Here is a 14,938-nt window from a genome sequence, read left to right on the forward strand (position 1 = left end):
AGGATCGGCGCGAGCGCTACCGCGTGAAGGCGAACACCGCCGCCGTCCGCATGGCGCCCTCGGCATCCCCGTAGTCGGCGACCGGGTACTCGGCCACAACCCGCAACCGCTCCGTCGGCAGATAGGCCCGGAAGGGATCGCCGATCAGCACCGCGATCCCGCCGGCGACACAGCGCTCCAGATAGGTCGTGACCCGCGTCGCCAGGTCCGGATCGTAGAAGAGATCGCCCACCAGCATCAGCTCGACCTCCGGCGGATCACCTGCCGTCAGATCGCCGAGGACCACCTCGACCGTCACGCCGTTGGCCGCGGCGTTCAGGCGCGTGGCGGCGACCGCGTAGGGATCGACGTCGGCAGCTTTTACCTCGCGCGCCCCGGTCAGGGCGGCGGCGATCGCCACCAGGCCCGAGCCGGCGCCGAGGTCCAGCACGCGCCGACCGCGCACGACCTCGGGATGGTCGAGCACATGCCGCGCCAGGGCCAGCCCCCCGCCCCACGTCCGCGACCAGTAGGGCGAGCCGAAATCCGGATCGGTCTCGGCCAGACGCATCAACCCGCTGCGAGGCCCCGCGCGATGCAGGCGGATTTCCGGGACGCCCGGGACGGGCTCCAGCGGCAGGCGCTCACGGATGAAGGTGTCGAGGTCGGGGGTCATGGCTCGCCGCCCAAGCTTATCGTCCGTTCGACGCCGATCGCCTCCAGGAAATCGGCGTCGTGGCTGACGACCAACAGCGCCCCGTCATAGCCCGACAGCGCCGCCTCGACGGCCTCGATCGAGGCCAGGTCAAGGTGGTTGGTCGGCTCGTCCAGGATCAGCAGCTGCGGCGGCGCGGCCGCGCTCAGCACGCAGGCGAGGGCCGCCCGCAGGCGCTCGCCGCCGCTGAGGGTCCCCGCAACCTGATGGGCGGCGGTGTTGCGGAAGAGGAACCGGGCCAAGGCCGCGTGGGCGTCGTTCTGGCTGGCGGCCGGGTTCAGGCGGCGGAAGTTCTCCAGGATGGTCTGGTCGTCGGCCAGCAGCGCGGCCCGCTGATCCAGCAGGGCGACAGGAACGGACAGCTTCACCTCCCCAGCGGTCGGCGCGAGATCGCCGGTCGCCAGCCGGATCAGCGTCGTCTTGCCCGTCCCGTTCGGCCCCGACACCGCCACCCGCTCGGGTCCGGCCAGGCGGAACAACAGGCCCTCGATCACCGGCGCCCCGCCCGGCCAGGCGAAGGCGACCTCCTCGAACGTCAGCACCGTGCGCCCCTCCGGCAAGCCCGACGACGGAAGGTCGAAGCCCAGCGTCCGGGCGCGCTCGACGCGGGCCTCCGCGCTGGCCTTGGCCTGCGCCGCTTCGGTCGCCAGCTTGTCGGCGAGCTTGCCCTCGCGCGCGCCGCTGTTCTCGGCCCGCTCGGCCATCATGCCCAGCACGATCTTCGGCGTGCCGCCACGGTCGGCGAACTTGCGGCCGGCGGCGTCGCGGCGGTCCTTGCGCTCGCGGGCGACCTGGGCCTCGCGGGCGACGCGGCGGACCTCCTTCTCGGCATGGTCGAGGTCGCGCTGGGCGGCGTCAGCCTCGGCGGCCTTGCGCTCGGCATAGAGGTCCCAGCCGCCGCCGTAAGACCGTGCGCCCAGGGACGACAGCTCGACGATGCGGTCCATGCCGCGCAGCAAGGACCGGTCGTGGCTGACCACCACCGCCCCGCCGCGCCAGCGCGACAGCACCTTGCCGACGATAGCTCGCGCCTCGGCGTCGAGATTGTTGGTCGGCTCGTCCAACAGCAGCACGTCAGGCCGCGCGATCAGCAGCCGCGCCAGCCCCGCCCGAGTCGCCTGTCCGCCCGACAGCGCCGCCGCCGGCCGCCCGGGATCGAGGCCCGCGAGACCGACATCGGCTAGCGCCTGGTCCAGCCTAGTCGGCAGGTCCCAGTCGGCCTCGGCAAGGTCGGTTTCGTCGCCCTCCCCGCGCTCGATGCGCGAGAGGCGATCCCAGGCCGCGCCGACGCCCAGCAGGTCGGCCAGCCGCGCGCCCGGCGAGACATCCGGCGCCTGGTCGAGGGTGGCGACGGTCCCCGCCCGTGTGACCGTCCCGGCCAGCGGCGGACGCGATCCGGCGATCAGCGCCAGCAAGCTCGACTTGCCCGCGCCGTTGCGTCCCACGAGGCCGATCCGCTCGGCCCCGATCGCGAGGTTCAGATTTTCGAAGAGCAGCCGGCCGTCAGGCGTGGCGGCGGAAACGGCGTCCAGAGTGATGAAGGACATGCGAGCCCACGGTCAGGGAAACGGGAAGGACGAAGCGGTCTTCCGTCTGGCTGATCATGGGAGCCTCCATTGATGGGAGCAGGGTTTCTACGCGTCCGCGCCCAGGGCCGCAAGCGTGGCTAGGTCGGAGCCATGGCGTGCAGGACCCAGACCAGCGAGCCGATGCCGCCGCAGAACACCATCATGTCGATGACGATCGAACGCGGCTTGGGCGCCTTCAGGGCGTCGAAGGCTTCCTGCTTGGCTTCCTGCTTTCCGCTCTCGGCGGCGGCCTTCTTGGCCATGGCTCATTCCTCGCATGGTCGAGCTTCTGCCCGAGCGTGGCCCTTAGATCATGCGTGGACTGAAGAACCCGCTTCCAAACAGGGTTGAGCAAAGGTTCAAGGCGTCACTCCAGCGCCGCCGCCCGCGCCGCGCGGACGCCGTCGTGGACGGCCGACGCCGCCAGCGCGGCCAGCGACACCACCAAGCACAAGGTGACGAGGTTGGGGTCCAGTTTCAGCAGGTTTCCTGCAAACGCGATAACGGCTGGAGCGGCGACCAATAGCGTTCGCGGAAATGCGATCCATCGATAGGTCGCGTAGAACCGGTCGGCGTCCTTCGGTCGCGGCCAATAGTTCAGGATGGTCAAGGCCAGGCTTCGCTCCAGGCAGACCGCCGCGATGACCATGAAGAGAACCGTCAGCATCCACCCCTCCAGCGCCTGGACAACCCTGCCCAGCCACGCACCCGACGACAAGGTCAGAAGCAGCCGCCCTCTCTTATCGAGGGCATGGGGGGCGGATCCGCGCCGGGTTGGGTGCGAACGCCGCGATAGGCGCGGCAGCGTTCCTGGCGGCGTGTCTGCTTGTTCTCGAACTTCGGCTCCGGCCGCCAGACCTTGCGTCGATCGATAGGCCCGATGAACGTACTGGGTGGCTTGGGAACGCCACCATAGCAGCGCTCCTTTTCCTCCGGCGTCATGTGCTCGTTGCTGAGGCCCTTGCACGCCCGGTAGGCGCGGCCCCAGCCATAGGTCGGATTGCCCTCAGTCAGCTTCCACCGATCCACCGCCCTGGGATCGACTGTCCAGGCGGGCTCGGTCACGGGCTGAGCGGCGGTTGGTTCTCCAGCGGCCTGCGACACCGTCCCTTCCCGCGCGACCGACGGCGTGGTCGCTTGGGCTGGAGCCGCCTGCCGAGAAGCCGAGCCCGCTCGCGCGCTCACCAGCCGGGATCGCGGCCTCTGCCGCTCGAGTCGCTCCAGGTCCAGCACGATCACCGGTTGCTCCTCGACGACCGGCACCGGCTTCTCGACCAGCACCAGGGCCGCCAGGATCAAGCCGTTGATCAGGACGCCGCCCGACGCGGCGATCCATCGTCGCCCTTCCGGCCCCATTTTCCACCCCTGGTTAAGCTGGGCGGAAGCACGCGCGCCGCTGGCGCCGTTTTCGAGGCGAGGGGGTGTTCAAGCGGCGCCATGAAAGTGTCGGCCTGCTGACATCCACTGTCAGCAGAAACGCCCTCTCACGCGCGCGACATTTGTTCACACCTTGTTCTTGTGTTAATTCGCGCGTCGAGCCCTACATATAGCCGCTGCGCCGCGACCACTGTCGCGGCCCAACGTTCCGGAAAACATGGCTGAGCAACTGAACTTCATCCGCGTTCGCGGCGCCCGTGAGCACAATCTGAAGAACGTCAGCGTCGACATCCCGCGCGGCGAGCTGGTCGTGCTGACCGGCCTGTCGGGCTCGGGCAAGTCGTCCCTGGCCTTCGACACGATCTATGCCGAGGGCCAACGCCGCTACGTGGAAAGCCTGTCGGCCTATGCCCGTCAGTTCCTGGAGCTGATGAGCAAGCCCGACGTCGACCTGATCGAGGGCCTGTCGCCCGCGATCTCGATCGAGCAGAAGACCACGTCGCGCAATCCGCGCTCGACCGTCGGCACGGTGACCGAGATCCACGACTACATGCGCCTGCTGTGGGCGCGGGTCGGGGTTCCGTATTCGCCGGCCACCGGCCTGCCGATCGAAAGCCAGACCATCAGCCAGATGGTCGACAAGATCACCGCCCTGCCCGAAGGCACGCGTCTCTATCTGCTGGCCCCCGTCGTTCGCGACCGCAAAGGCGAGTACAAGAAGGAGATCGCCGAGTGGCAGAAGGCCGGCTTCCAGCGGCTGAAGATCGACGGCGAGTACTATCCGATCGAGGACGCCCCGGCGCTCGACAAGAAGTTCAAGCACGACATCGACGTGGTCGTGGACCGCGTGGTCACCAAGCCCGACATGGAGCAGCGCCTGGCTGACTCGATCGAGCAGGCGCTTCGGCTCGCCGATGGGCTCGCGGTTGCCGAGTTCGCCACTATCGAGGAAGGCGAGAAGGAGCCCAAGCGCATCCTGTTCTCGGAACGCTTCGCCTGCCCGGTCAGCGGCTTCACGATCGCCGAAATCGAGCCGCGGCTATTCTCGTTCAACAACCCGGCGGGCGCCTGTCCGGTCTGCGACGGCCTCGGCGCCAAGCTGGCCTTCGACGCCGACCTGGTCATTCCGGACAAGGACAAGAGCCTGCACAAGGGCGCGGTCGCCCCGTGGGCCAAGGGTCCTTCGCCGCTCTACACCCAGACCCTGCAGGCCCTGGCGCGCCACTACGGCTTCTCGATGGACGAGGCCTGGTACAAGCTGTCGGCCGACGCGCGCGACGTGGTGCTGAACGGGTCCAAGGGGACCAAGATCAAGTTCATCTACGACGACAACGCCCGCAAGTACGAGGTCGAGAAGCCCTTCGAGGGCGTGCTGCCGAACCTGGAGCGCCGCTGGCGCGAGACGGACTCCTCGTGGGTCCGCGAAGAACTGGGTCGCTACCAGTCCGACACCCCTTGCGAGACCTGCCACGGCAAGCGCCTGAAGCCCGAAGCCCTGGCCGTCAAGATCGACGCCATGGATATCGCCGAGGTCTCGATGCTGGCCATCCGGCCTGCACGGGATTGGTTCGCCGGCCTGGAAGGCAAGCTCTCCGACAAGCAGATGGAGATCGCCCGGCGGATCCTGAAGGAGATCAATGATCGCCTGCGGTTCCTGGTCGATGTTGGGCTCGACTACCTGAACCTGTCGCGCGGCTCGGGCACCCTGTCGGGCGGCGAGAGCCAGCGCATCCGCCTGGCCAGCCAGATCGGCTCGGGCCTGACCGGCGTGCTGTACGTGCTGGACGAGCCGTCGATCGGCCTGCACCAGCGCGACAACACCCGCCTGCTGACCAGCTTGCAGGGCCTGCGGGACCTGGGCAATTCGGTGCTGGTCGTCGAGCACGACGAGGAGGCCATCCTCACCGCCGACTACGTGATCGACATGGGCCCGGCCGCCGGCGTCCATGGCGGCGAGATCGTCGCCGAGGGCAAGCCGGCCGAGATCATGGCCAATCCCAAGAGCGTCACCGGCATGTACCTGACCGGCGCGCGCGAGATCGAAGTCCCCGAACAGCGCCGGCCGATCAGCAAGAAGAAGGTGCTGAAGGTCATCGGGGCCACCGGCAACAACCTGAAGAACGTCACGGCGGAGATCCCCGTGGGGACCTTCACCTGCATCACCGGCGTGTCGGGCGGCGGCAAGTCGACCTTCACGATCGAGACCCTATACAAGGCCGCCGCGCGCCGCCTGAACAACGCCAGCGACGCCCCCGCCCCGCACGAGCGGATCGAGGGCCTGGAACAGTTCGACAAGGTCATCGACATCGACCAGTCGCCGATCGGCCGCACCCCGCGCTCGAACCCGGCGACCTATACCGGCGCCTTCGGTCCGATCCGCGACTGGTTCGCCGGCCTGCCGGAAAGCAAAGCGCGTGGCTACGGCCCGGGTCGCTTCAGCTTCAACGTCAAGGGCGGCCGCTGCGAGGCCTGCCAGGGCGACGGCGTCATCAAGATCGAGATGCACTTCCTGCCGGACGTCTACGTCACCTGCGATATCTGCAAGGGCAAGCGCTACAACCGCGAGACCCTGGACGTGCTGTTCAAGGGCAAGACGATCGCCGACGTCCTGGACATGACCGTCGAGGAGGCCGCCGACTTCTTCAAGGCCGTGCCGCCGATCCGCGACAAGATGGAGACCCTCAAGCGCGTGGGCCTCAGCTACATCAAGGTCGGCCAGCAGGCCACGACCCTGTCGGGCGGCGAGGCGCAGCGCGTGAAGCTGTCGAAAGAGCTGTCGCGCCGGGCCACCGGCCGGACGCTGTACATCCTCGACGAGCCGACGACCGGCCTGCACTTCGAGGACACCAAGAAGCTGCTCGAGGTGCTGCACGAGCTGGCCGACCAGGGCAACACCGTGGTGGTCATCGAGCATAACCTGGACGTGGTGAAGACCGCCGACTGGCTGATCGACTTCGGCCCCGAGGGCGGCGACGGCGGCGGCGAGATCGTCGCCACGGGCTCGCCCCAGGACGTGGCCAAGGTCGAGGCCAGCTGGACCGGCCGCTATCTCAAGGAACTGCTGGATCGCCACGAGGAGCGCCGCAAGGCGCGGGTGGCGGAACTGAAGAAGGCTAAGCGGGCCTAGCCGGCGCAGCGGCCCGAAAAGTGGGAACCGGTTTTCGCAGAAACCGATGCCCCAAGAAATAAGAAGCCCCGGAGAGCGATCTCCGGGGCTTTTCTCTTTACCAGCCGCCCGTGGTGTCGGCCCCGCCCTGGCGGTCCTTGAGCTCGCGATAGACGCTGGGGGCTGGACCAAAGACGATCAGGGTCGTCAGCACGGTGATCAGGCCCGAGAACAGCGTCTGGACGATGCCGGCGGGCGTGAAATAGGCCTGCAGCGAGCTGGTGTCGGCGCGCATCATCTTGCCGGTGGCGGCCAGGTCGCCGGAGGCGATCAGGCCGACGGCCGAGACGATGGTCCAGATCAGCAGCACGACGATGACGCTCATCACGGCGGCCAGCAGGTAGGCGCCCAGCAGCGGCCAGAACAGGCCCTTGGTCTGCGGCAGCGCGCCGAACAGGGTCAGCTTGCCGGTGTCGAAGGTGATCGACGAGGCGAACGACAGGCGGACGGCCAGATAGACCGCGGCGCAGAACGAACCGACCACGCACAGCAGGCCCAGGAACGCGCCCGTCGGCCCGCCCAGCGCGCTGAGGAAGCCGGCCAGCAGCGCGCCGACGAACAGCACGCCCATCAGGACGAGGCACATCAGGAACCACATCGCGGCCTGGCGCAGCTCCTGCGCGCCCAAGCGCAGATAGGCCGCCCGGCCGTCGTCATGGCGCAGCACCAGGCGGTTCAGGGCCGCGAAGATCACGCCGTTCAGGATGAAGCTGTACGGCAGCGACCACAGGGTCAGCGGGAACAGGGCCGACAGGTGACGCGCGAAGGTCTCCGGGTCGGGCGTGGTGTTGTCCGACATGTAGTCCAGGAAGCCCTGCAGCTGGACGCCGAAGAACTGGATCGCCAGCAGGTTGGAGATCAGCGACAGCACCGTCATCGCCACCGCCCAGATGGCGACGGTCTTCAGGTTCTCCCGCACGAGCCGGAAACCGGAGAAGGCCGCGTCGGAGGCGGAGAACTGGGACATGTCGTGCTCTTCGAATGGCGTAGGCCCACGAAACTAGACAGGTTCGCGATGCTTCGACAGGGCCGAACGTGGGATTTTCACCCAAGTTGCGGTGAGGGTTGCGAACGGGCCGCCACACCCTCTAACGTTCGTTTGAAAACGATCCTGGGGAGGACATCATGAAGCTCTATGGCGAGGCCATGCCCGCGCCCAATCCGCGTCGCGTGCGGATATTCCTGGCCGAGAAGGGCGTCGAGGTCCCGGAGATCCAGATCGGCATGCGCCAGGGCGGCCACCGGTCGCCCGAACACCTGGCGCGCAACAGCCTGGGCCAGGTGCCGACCCTGGAGCTCGACGACGGGACGACGATCAGCGAGACCGTCGCCATCTGCCGCTATTTCGAGGTGCTGCACCCCTCCCCGCCGCTGTTCGGGGTCTCGGCGCTGGAGCAGGCCCAGGTCGAGATGTGGACCCGGCGCGCCGAGTTCCGGCTGATGGTCCCTGTCGGCATGTTCTGGCGTCACGCTCACCCGCTGACCGCCCGCCTGCTGAAGCAGAACGTCGAGTTCGGCGAGTCCAACCGCGAAGTGGTCGAGAAGGCCCAGCTGTGGCTCGACCGCGAACTGGCCGACGGGCGGCCCTACCTGACCGGCGACACCTACACCATGGCCGACATCACCGCCCAGACCACCCTGGACTTCGCCGACTTCACCGGACTGCACACACCGGCCGAGGCCAGGCACGTGCTGGCCTGGCGTGAACGCATGGCGGCGAGGCCCTCCGCCTCGGCCTAGGTCTTGGCGCCTAGTCGTGCAGGCCCGCGTCGATCTCGTCCTGGTTCAGCTGGGCGAAGGCGCGGGCCGGGGCGGCGACCAGGATCACGGTCTGCAGGGTCAGGAAGATCGGCGCCAGCAGCAACTGGGCCAACAGCGTCAGGATCAGCCGCGGGTGGCTGCCCGCCACGCCGCCCATTGGATCGACGCCGCCGCCGATCACATTGCCAACGATGCCCGACACCATCGCCTGGACGACCGAGACCACCGCCGACAGCACGATGGCCAGAACGTACATGCCCAGCAGCCGCAGGAACTGGCCGTGGGTCTGCACCCAGGCCTCGCGGATGTCGATGTGGTGATGCGAGAAGGCGTGCGGCCCCAGCAGCGACAGGCGCACGGCCACCCACAGCGACAGACCGATCACCGCCAGGGCGCCCAGGGTGGCGAACCAGCCGGCCGCCGCGCCCGACAGCAGCGACGCGCCCAGCACCACCGCGCCCGACGGGATCACCGTCACGCCCAGGGCCGCGGCCCAGGTGATCAGCGAGACGATCAAGAGCTGCAGCTCTTCCTTGCCCAGGCGCAGATAGGCGAAGCGGCTGTTCTTGGGGTCGATCACCGAACGGATGATCGCCGCCTGCAGCACCGAGGACAGGAACAGGGCCACGGCGATCAGGATCACCATGACGCCGCCCAGGTGGGTGATCAGGTCGAGGATTTCGCGCGGATCGGCCGAGCCGACGCGACCGGCCAGGGCCGCCCGGCCCTCCTCGCCCAGCACGATCTTCACGAACAGGCCCAGGATCGGCAGCATGACCAGCGAGAAGGTCGCCCAGGCCAACACGGCCAGCGGCTTGCGCCGCATGGTCTGGAGGCCTTCGAGGGCGGCGTCGACGGGGCGGACGGACATCTAGGCTTCCTGCGTGACCGCGCTGACGCGGTAGAAATGGGCCAGGGCGCCGGACCAGGCTGGCGCGCCATAGAAATAGTAAGCCGCCGCCAGGATCGCCGGGCCCCCCAGCGCTTGGCCGGGCGCGAGCCTGAGCAAGGCGTTGAGAACGAATAGCGGCGCTGCGATGGCCAAGCCGACCACGAGCAGGGTTCCCACTCGACCCTTGCTCAAGGCGAAAGCGCTCAGCACCCGCACGCCCGACTGCTCGACCGTGGCCGGCGCCGACAGCGACAGGCGAAGGCTCAGCCAGATCATGATGGCGATGCTTGCCAGCGGAACCAGGCTGAGCACGAAACCCGCCGGGCCGGCGCTGGCGAAAGCGCCCTGCCAGCCCGCGATGGTGCTAGGATCAAAGTCCGGTGCGGCGGTGCGGGCTACGCCCAGCGAGACGCCGCCGACCACGACCATCAGGATCGCGCCGATCAGGCACAACAGCGCCCAGATCATCAGCTGGGCGGCCAGCAGTCGCCATTCGTCGCGCCCCCAGCGTAGCCCCTTCAGTCCCGCCTCGCGGCCGAAAGCGCGCCGGAACAACGCGCCTTGGGCGATGACGATGGGCAGGAGGACGGCCAGGATCTTCACGACCGGCGGCATGGCGTTGGCGGCGACGCTGATCGCCGCCGCGACCGCCAAGGCCGCCCAGCAGTCGCGCGCGGCGCTGGCCACGTCGGACAGGCCCGCCCGCAGGGTCGCGCCGATCGTCGCCGATCCGTCCGTCATCCGATCAAGTCCCTCTTGCGCGCCGAGTCGTCGCGATCCGCGCAATCTATGGCCTCGCCACGGTTCTGGCGATGGCGTCGCGCGGACGGGAGCGGATTTCCGGAAGGCCGTAGCGCCGCCGCTACGCCGAGGTCGCCGCCTCGCCGCGCAGCGCCCTGTAGGCCACGGCCCAAGGCGCGCAGAACACCACGCTGACGACGGCCGAGAACGCCACCAGCAACGTGCCCGCGATGGCGATGGCCGGGCCCAGCTTGCGGACGATCGCGTTGGGCGTCTCGCGCAGCAGGTCATGGACCGCCCCCGGCTCGAACAGCCAGCTCATCTGGCCGCCCAGCGAGAACAGCCCGCCGATGACCAGACCGCAGAACACCACCTCGATGCCGATCAGGAACACCAGCAGCAGCAGCGACATGCCCAGCAGCCGCCAGACATGACCCTTGGTGAAGGTCCACGACTCGAACAGCCGGAACTGCCGATCGACGACGGTCATCGGCGCGGCCATCGACAGCTTCAGCGCCAGCCACAGGAACAGGCCCAGCGCCGCCAGGCCGACGACGATCGCCGTCCCGAACATCGCGCTCACCGAATTACCGCCCGCCCCGACGCCGACGATCGCCACCAGCACCATGCCCAACAGAGCGACGATGAAGATGGCGATATAGGCCAGCACGTACTCGACCAGGAACAGCAGGGTCAGCCAGCCCTCCTGCGGGCCCAGCCGCAGATAGGCGAAGCGCGACTCCTTCGGCTCCAGCACCGCCCGGAACACCGCCGAGCAGATCACCGCCTTCACGCCCGTCGACCACAGCCAGAACACCAGCTGGAACAGCATCATCCCCGACTGCATGCGGATCAGGCGGGGAAGCAGGTCGGGATCGTTCGAGGGGCCATCCTGGGCGCCCATCTGCATCAGCAGCGCGAAGTCCGGCCGCAGGAACATCAGCAGCAGGTACATCGGCGCCGCCGTGGCGACCAGCAGCAGCAGCCCCCAGGCCAGCACCGCCAACGGCTTGCGCGCGATGACGCCGAACCCGGCCGTCGCGGCCTCGCCCACGGAAAAGCTCGCCATGTTCCCACCCATGCTCGCCAGGCGCGAAGGACCCGCCCCCTCTCGCGACACTACCAGCAGGTTTCGCCGAGCGACAGCCGGGGGTATACGCCCGGCCATGACCACGAATTCGACCCAACTTCAGCCCGTCCACATCATCGGCGGCGGCCTCGCCGGCTCCGAAGCCGCCTGGCAGATCGCCCAGAGCGGCGTGCCCGTCGTCCTGCACGAGATGCGCAAGGACGACGCCACGGGCAAAGTCACCACCGACGCCCACAACACCGACGGCCTGGCCGAGATGGTGTGCTCCAACTCGTTCCGCTCGGACGACTGGCAGTTCAACGCCGTGGGCCTGCTGCACGCCGAGATGCGCAAGCTGGACAGCCTGATCCTGTCCTGCGCCGACCAGCATCAGGTACCGGCCGGCGGCGCCCTGGCCGTCGATCGCGACAACTTCTCGGCCGAAGTCACCCGCCGCCTGGAGGCCCACCCGCTGGTCACCATCGTCCGCGAAGAGATCGCCGGCCTGCCGCCCGAAGACTGGGACAGCGTCATCGTCGCCACCGGCCCGCTGACCTCGCCGGCCCTGGCCAACGCGGTCCTGGAGCTGTCGGGCGAAGGTCAGCTCAGCTTCTTCGACGCCATCGCGCCGATCATCCACTTCGAGTCCATCAACATGGACGTCGCCTGGCGCCAGTCGCGCTACGACAAGGAAGGCCCCGGCGGCGACGCGACCGCCTACATCAACCTGCCCATGAACAAGGAACAGTACGAGGCCTTCATCGACGCCCTGATCAACGGCCCCAAGTCCGAGTTCAAGGAGTGGGAGAACGTCCCCTATTTCGATGGCTGCCTGCCGATCGAGGTGATGGCAGAACGCGGCCGCGAGACCCTGCGCCACGGCCCGATGAAGCCCGTCGGCCTGACCAACCCGCGCGATCCGACGGTGAAGTCCTACGCCATCGTCCAGCTGCGCCAGGACAATGCGCTGGGCACGCTGTGGAACATGGTCGGCTTCCAGACCAAGCTGAAGCACGGCGTCCAGGCCGAGACCTTCCGGATGATCCCGGGGCTGGAGAACGCCCAGTTCGCCCGTCTGGGCGGCCTGCACCGCAACACCTTCATCAACTCGCCCAAGCTCCTGGACAAGTCGCTGCGCATGAAGGTCATGCCGCGCCTGCGCTTCGCCGGCCAAGTCACGGGCGTCGAGGGCTATGTCGAGAGCGCCGCCATGGGCCTGCTGACCGGCCGCTTCGCCGCCGCCGACCGCAAGGGCGCGCCGATCGACGCCCCGCCACCGACCACCGCTCTGGGCGCTCTGGTCGAGCACATCACCGGCGGCCACCTGGAAGCCGGCAACGGTCCGGGCAGCTTCCAGCCGATGAACATCAACTACGGCCTGTTGCCGCCGCTCGAGGCGCCGAAGGTCGACGAGGACGGCAAGAAGATTCCGCTCAAGGAGCGTGGCCGGGCCAAGAAACGGTTGATGAGCCTGCGCGCGCTGAAGGACCTGGAGGCGTGGGCCGGCCTCTAGTCGCGACGTCCTGCGGGAAGTAGCGGAAGCCCTTCAAGACGAGCTTCAGCGCTTCCCAATGGATCGCCGCCAGGATGCCGGCGACCTGCCAGGGATGACTGGTCAGCGCCCGCCAAATGGTATGGTCGGTCAGGTCGCGGCGCTCGCCCGAGAAGGTGGCGGCCAGCACCAGGCCATCCTCGTCCAGCACGTCGACGCCGACGTGGACGGCTTCGGACGGCGGCGCGATCTCGAAGGCGTAGCGCAGGTCCATCGGCAGGAACGGCGAGACGTAGAACGCCTTGGCCGCGCCTTGCTCGATCCAGCCGCCGACGATCCGCCGGGCCGGCAGCACATAGTCGTGACGCTGGCCGAAGGTGTTGCGCACGGCATGGACTGTGGCGACCAGCTTGCCGTCGGCGTCGTGGCAGAAGAACACACTCAGCGGATTGAAGCCCTTGCCCAGGATGCGCGGCATGGCCAGCACGCTGACCCGCGTGGCCTCCAGACCCTGCGCCTGCAGCTTGTCCAGCACGGTGTCCTTCAGCGACACTTGGGAGTCTTCCAGATGGTCGCGATCGTGGAAGCCGATCAGGTTCCAACGCCCGCGCGAGAACCGCTTCAGCGTCCGGTCCAGCCCGTCGATCTCGTCGAGGTCCAGCAGCAGCATGAACACCCGGTAGCGCAGTCGATGGCGCTTGGGCCGCATCCGCTCGTGGACGACATGACCGCTGTAGAGCGCCGACCGGAGGGTCATGCGACCAGCTCCCGCTCCGCCTCGACGGCCGGAGCCTCTAGGAAGATGCGGCTCGACGGCTTGGATGTCACCCAAGGTCGATCGACGCCGCCCAGTTGTTCGGCGACGGCGAGACCCGCCTGCAAGCCGTCCTCGTGGAAGCCCGAGCCGAAATAGGCCCCGCAGAACCAGGTCCGCCGACGCCCCTGCAGCGACCACAGCTTGCGCTGCGCCAGCATGGCCGGGCCGTCGAACAGCGGGTGCTCGTAGACCTGGTCGTGCAGCAGCCCGCCGGGCGTCTGGTCCGGGTTCAGGGACAGGAACACCGGCGCCTCGCCGATCGGCTGCAGACGGTTCATCCAGTAGGTCACCCCGCCGTCCTCGCCGCGCCGGCCGACGTGGTTCCAGCTGGCCCAGGCGGCCCGGCGCACCGGCATCTGGCCCTGGTCGGTGTGCAGCACCGCCCGGTTGCGGCTGTAGCGGAAGGCGCCCAGCAGTTCGCGCTCGGCGGCGGACGCCGAAGGGAGCATGGCCAGCGCCTGGTCGGCATGGGACGCGATCACCACGTGGTCGTAGCGCCGCGTCTGGCCCGCCATATCCTCGATCGAGACGCCATCCGCGTGCCGATGGATCGCCTTGACCGGCCGGCCGGTGAGGATGTCTCCCGAGATCCCTGAAGCCAGTTTCTCGACATAGCGGGCGCTGCCGCCGGCCACCGTGCGCCAGATCGGTCGCTTGTCGACCGGCAACATCAGGCCGTGATTGTCGAAGAACCGCAGCAAGGCCGCCGCCGGAAACTCGCGGATATCGCTCATCGAGGTCGACCAGATCGCCGCCGCCTGCGGCAACAGGTGGTCCTCCTGGAACGCCCGCCCGAAGCCTTGCTGACGCAGATAGTCGTCCAGCCGGCACAGGCCGCCGGCCTCCAGCTCCGGTGGGATGCGCCGGCCCTCGCGGTAGAACCGCATGACGTCCAGCAGCATCTTGATGAAGCGCGGGTTCAGGGCGTTGCGCTTCTGGGCCAGGATGTTGGTGCTGGAATATTCCAGCGCCCCGCCGTCCAGCGACACGCCGAACGACATGTCCGTCGGCAGGGTCTCGACGCCAAGATAGTCAAACAGCGCCGTCAGGTTCGGATAGTTCGGCTCGTTGTAGACGATGAAGCCGGTGTCGATCGCCGTGCCGTCCACCTTCACCGTATGGGCGTGGCCGCCGAGCCGGTCGTCGGCCTCGTACAGCGTTACGTCGTGACCGCGCGACAGCAGCCAGGCGGCGGAAAGTCCCGAGATCCCGGCGCCGACCACGGCGACGGACAGGCGAGGCGCGACGTGGGCCAAGGCGATCTCCCAACAGCGTCCGAGCGACGCTTCGGGAGGAGCTACGGATGGTCGCGACAAACGGACGCATCCGTTCGCGCAGGACGCGCGTAGCTATCCCCGGAA

The 14,938-nt window shown here is 68.3% G+C and carries 15 protein-coding genes; 3 read left to right on the forward strand and 12 right to left on the reverse strand.

All coding sequences use genetic code 11. The features are described 5' to 3' along the window. Positions 1 to 16: 16 nt before the first annotated feature. From AC07YH_RS18950 to AC07YH_RS18975, 6 genes are all read right to left on the reverse strand, one after another. The gene (locus tag AC07YH_RS18950; protein ID WP_494748509.1) at positions 17 to 655 is read right to left on the reverse strand and encodes a class I SAM-dependent methyltransferase; all 639 of its coding nucleotides are present in this window, start codon (positions 653 to 655) and stop codon (positions 17 to 19) included. Then, on the reverse strand, positions 652 to 2,241 hold the full coding sequence (locus tag AC07YH_RS18955; RefSeq protein WP_494748510.1) for an ABC-F family ATP-binding cassette domain-containing protein: 1,590 nt from the start codon (positions 2,239 to 2,241) through the stop codon (positions 652 to 654). The genes AC07YH_RS18950 and AC07YH_RS18955 overlap by 4 nt, the downstream gene beginning before the upstream one ends. Continuing rightward, positions 2,198 to 2,311, reverse strand: a complete 114-nt coding sequence (locus tag AC07YH_RS18960; RefSeq protein WP_494748511.1) for a hypothetical protein — start codon at positions 2,309 to 2,311, stop codon at positions 2,198 to 2,200. Before AC07YH_RS18960 ends, AC07YH_RS18955 begins: the two co-directional genes overlap by 44 nt. Before the next feature lie 49 nt (positions 2,312 to 2,360). Then, complete coding sequence (locus tag AC07YH_RS18965) at positions 2,361 to 2,525, reverse strand: hypothetical protein (RefSeq protein ID WP_494748512.1); 165 nt, start codon at positions 2,523 to 2,525, stop codon at positions 2,361 to 2,363. A gap of 104 nt (positions 2,526 to 2,629) precedes the next feature. Next, the gene (locus tag AC07YH_RS18970) at positions 2,630 to 2,929 is read right to left on the reverse strand and encodes a hypothetical protein (protein ID WP_494748513.1); all 300 of its coding nucleotides are present in this window, start codon (positions 2,927 to 2,929) and stop codon (positions 2,630 to 2,632) included. A gap of 53 nt (positions 2,930 to 2,982) precedes the next feature. Further along, a complete protein-coding gene (locus tag AC07YH_RS18975; protein WP_494748514.1) occupies positions 2,983 to 3,618 on the reverse strand; it encodes a hypothetical protein in 636 nt (211 codons plus the stop codon). Between the two features lie 238 nt (positions 3,619 to 3,856). Here AC07YH_RS18975 and uvrA point away from each other — a divergent pair, with 238 nt between their 5' ends. Next, complete coding sequence (uvrA, locus tag AC07YH_RS18980) at positions 3,857 to 6,766, forward strand: excinuclease ABC subunit UvrA (RefSeq protein ID WP_494748515.1); 2,910 nt, start codon at positions 3,857 to 3,859, stop codon at positions 6,764 to 6,766. Between the two features lie 97 nt (positions 6,767 to 6,863). Here the strand turns inward: uvrA and AC07YH_RS18985 are convergent, their stop codons facing one another. Next, the gene (locus tag AC07YH_RS18985) at positions 6,864 to 7,772 is read right to left on the reverse strand and encodes a hypothetical protein (RefSeq protein ID WP_494748516.1); all 909 of its coding nucleotides are present in this window, start codon (positions 7,770 to 7,772) and stop codon (positions 6,864 to 6,866) included. Positions 7,773 to 7,930: 158 nt separating this feature from the next. Here AC07YH_RS18985 and AC07YH_RS18990 point away from each other — a divergent pair, with 158 nt between their 5' ends. After that, positions 7,931 to 8,545: a glutathione S-transferase family protein gene (locus AC07YH_RS18990; protein ID WP_494748517.1), complete on the forward strand. Its 615-nt coding sequence runs from the start codon at positions 7,931 to 7,933 to the stop codon at positions 8,543 to 8,545. A gap of 10 nt (positions 8,546 to 8,555) precedes the next feature. Here AC07YH_RS18990 and AC07YH_RS18995 read toward each other — a convergent pair whose 3' ends face one another. The 3 genes from AC07YH_RS18995 to AC07YH_RS19005 all read right to left on the reverse strand — a co-directional run bounded on the left by AC07YH_RS18995 (position 8,556) and on the right by AC07YH_RS19005 (position 11,268). Then, positions 8,556 to 9,437 (reverse strand): hypothetical protein, encoded by an 882-nt coding sequence (locus AC07YH_RS18995; protein WP_494748518.1) that lies wholly within the window; start codon positions 9,435 to 9,437, stop codon positions 8,556 to 8,558. Further along, positions 9,438 to 10,199, reverse strand: a complete 762-nt coding sequence (locus AC07YH_RS19000; protein ID WP_494748519.1) for a hypothetical protein — start codon at positions 10,197 to 10,199, stop codon at positions 9,438 to 9,440. 121 nt (positions 10,200 to 10,320) lie between these two features. Beyond that, positions 10,321 to 11,268 carry a hypothetical protein gene (locus AC07YH_RS19005; RefSeq protein WP_494748520.1) on the reverse strand — a complete coding sequence of 316 codons (948 nt, stop codon included), beginning with the start codon at positions 11,266 to 11,268 and terminating at the stop codon, positions 10,321 to 10,323. A gap of 97 nt (positions 11,269 to 11,365) precedes the next feature. Between AC07YH_RS19005 and trmFO the strand changes: the two genes are divergently transcribed. Then, complete coding sequence (gene trmFO / locus AC07YH_RS19010) at positions 11,366 to 12,781, forward strand: methylenetetrahydrofolate--tRNA-(uracil(54)-C(5))-methyltransferase (FADH(2)-oxidizing) TrmFO (protein ID WP_494748521.1); 1,416 nt, start codon at positions 11,366 to 11,368, stop codon at positions 12,779 to 12,781. On the opposite strand, the gene AC07YH_RS19015 is transcribed toward trmFO, so the two are convergent. Further along, entirely contained in the window at positions 12,702 to 13,517 is an 816-nt protein-coding gene (locus AC07YH_RS19015; protein WP_494748522.1) for a DUF1365 domain-containing protein, read from the reverse strand. The two genes, trmFO and AC07YH_RS19015, sit on opposite strands and share 80 nt — an antisense overlap. Next, positions 13,514 to 14,833, reverse strand: a complete 1,320-nt coding sequence (locus AC07YH_RS19020; protein WP_494748523.1) for an NAD(P)/FAD-dependent oxidoreductase — start codon at positions 14,831 to 14,833, stop codon at positions 13,514 to 13,516. Before AC07YH_RS19020 ends, AC07YH_RS19015 begins: the two co-directional genes overlap by 4 nt. Between the last annotated feature and the right edge of the window lie 105 nt (positions 14,834 to 14,938).

Source organism: Caulobacter sp. GW456-12-1-14-TSB4 (genome assembly GCF_059424195.1).

Coding starts and splice junctions, on each gene's coding strand:
- AC07YH_RS18950 (WP_494748509.1), bottom strand. CDS start 655: ATGACCCCCGACCTCGACACCTTCATCCGTGAGCGCCTGCCGCTGGAG.
- AC07YH_RS18955 (WP_494748510.1), bottom strand. CDS start 2,241: ATGTCCTTCATCACTCTGGACGCCGTTTCCGCCGCCACGCCTGACGGC.
- AC07YH_RS18960 (WP_494748511.1), bottom strand. CDS start 2,311: ATGGAGGCTCCCATGATCAGCCAGACGGAAGACCGCTTCGTCCTTCCC.
- AC07YH_RS18965 (WP_494748512.1), bottom strand. CDS start 2,525: ATGGCCAAGAAGGCCGCCGCCGAGAGCGGAAAGCAGGAAGCCAAGCAG.
- AC07YH_RS18970 (WP_494748513.1), bottom strand. CDS start 2,929: ATGCTGACGGTTCTCTTCATGGTCATCGCGGCGGTCTGCCTGGAGCGA.
- AC07YH_RS18975 (WP_494748514.1), bottom strand. CDS start 3,618: ATGGGGCCGGAAGGGCGACGATGGATCGCCGCGTCGGGCGGCGTCCTG.
- uvrA (WP_494748515.1), top strand. CDS start 3,857: ATGGCTGAGCAACTGAACTTCATCCGCGTTCGCGGCGCCCGTGAGCAC.
- AC07YH_RS18985 (WP_494748516.1), bottom strand. CDS start 7,772: ATGTCCCAGTTCTCCGCCTCCGACGCGGCCTTCTCCGGTTTCCGGCTC.
- AC07YH_RS18990 (WP_494748517.1), top strand. CDS start 7,931: ATGAAGCTCTATGGCGAGGCCATGCCCGCGCCCAATCCGCGTCGCGTG.
- AC07YH_RS18995 (WP_494748518.1), bottom strand. CDS start 9,437: ATGTCCGTCCGCCCCGTCGACGCCGCCCTCGAAGGCCTCCAGACCATG.
- AC07YH_RS19000 (WP_494748519.1), bottom strand. CDS start 10,199: ATGACGGACGGATCGGCGACGATCGGCGCGACCCTGCGGGCGGGCCTG.
- AC07YH_RS19005 (WP_494748520.1), bottom strand. CDS start 11,268: ATGGCGAGCTTTTCCGTGGGCGAGGCCGCGACGGCCGGGTTCGGCGTC.
- trmFO (WP_494748521.1), top strand. CDS start 11,366: ATGACCACGAATTCGACCCAACTTCAGCCCGTCCACATCATCGGCGGC.
- AC07YH_RS19015 (WP_494748522.1), bottom strand. CDS start 13,517: ATGACCCTCCGGTCGGCGCTCTACAGCGGTCATGTCGTCCACGAGCGG.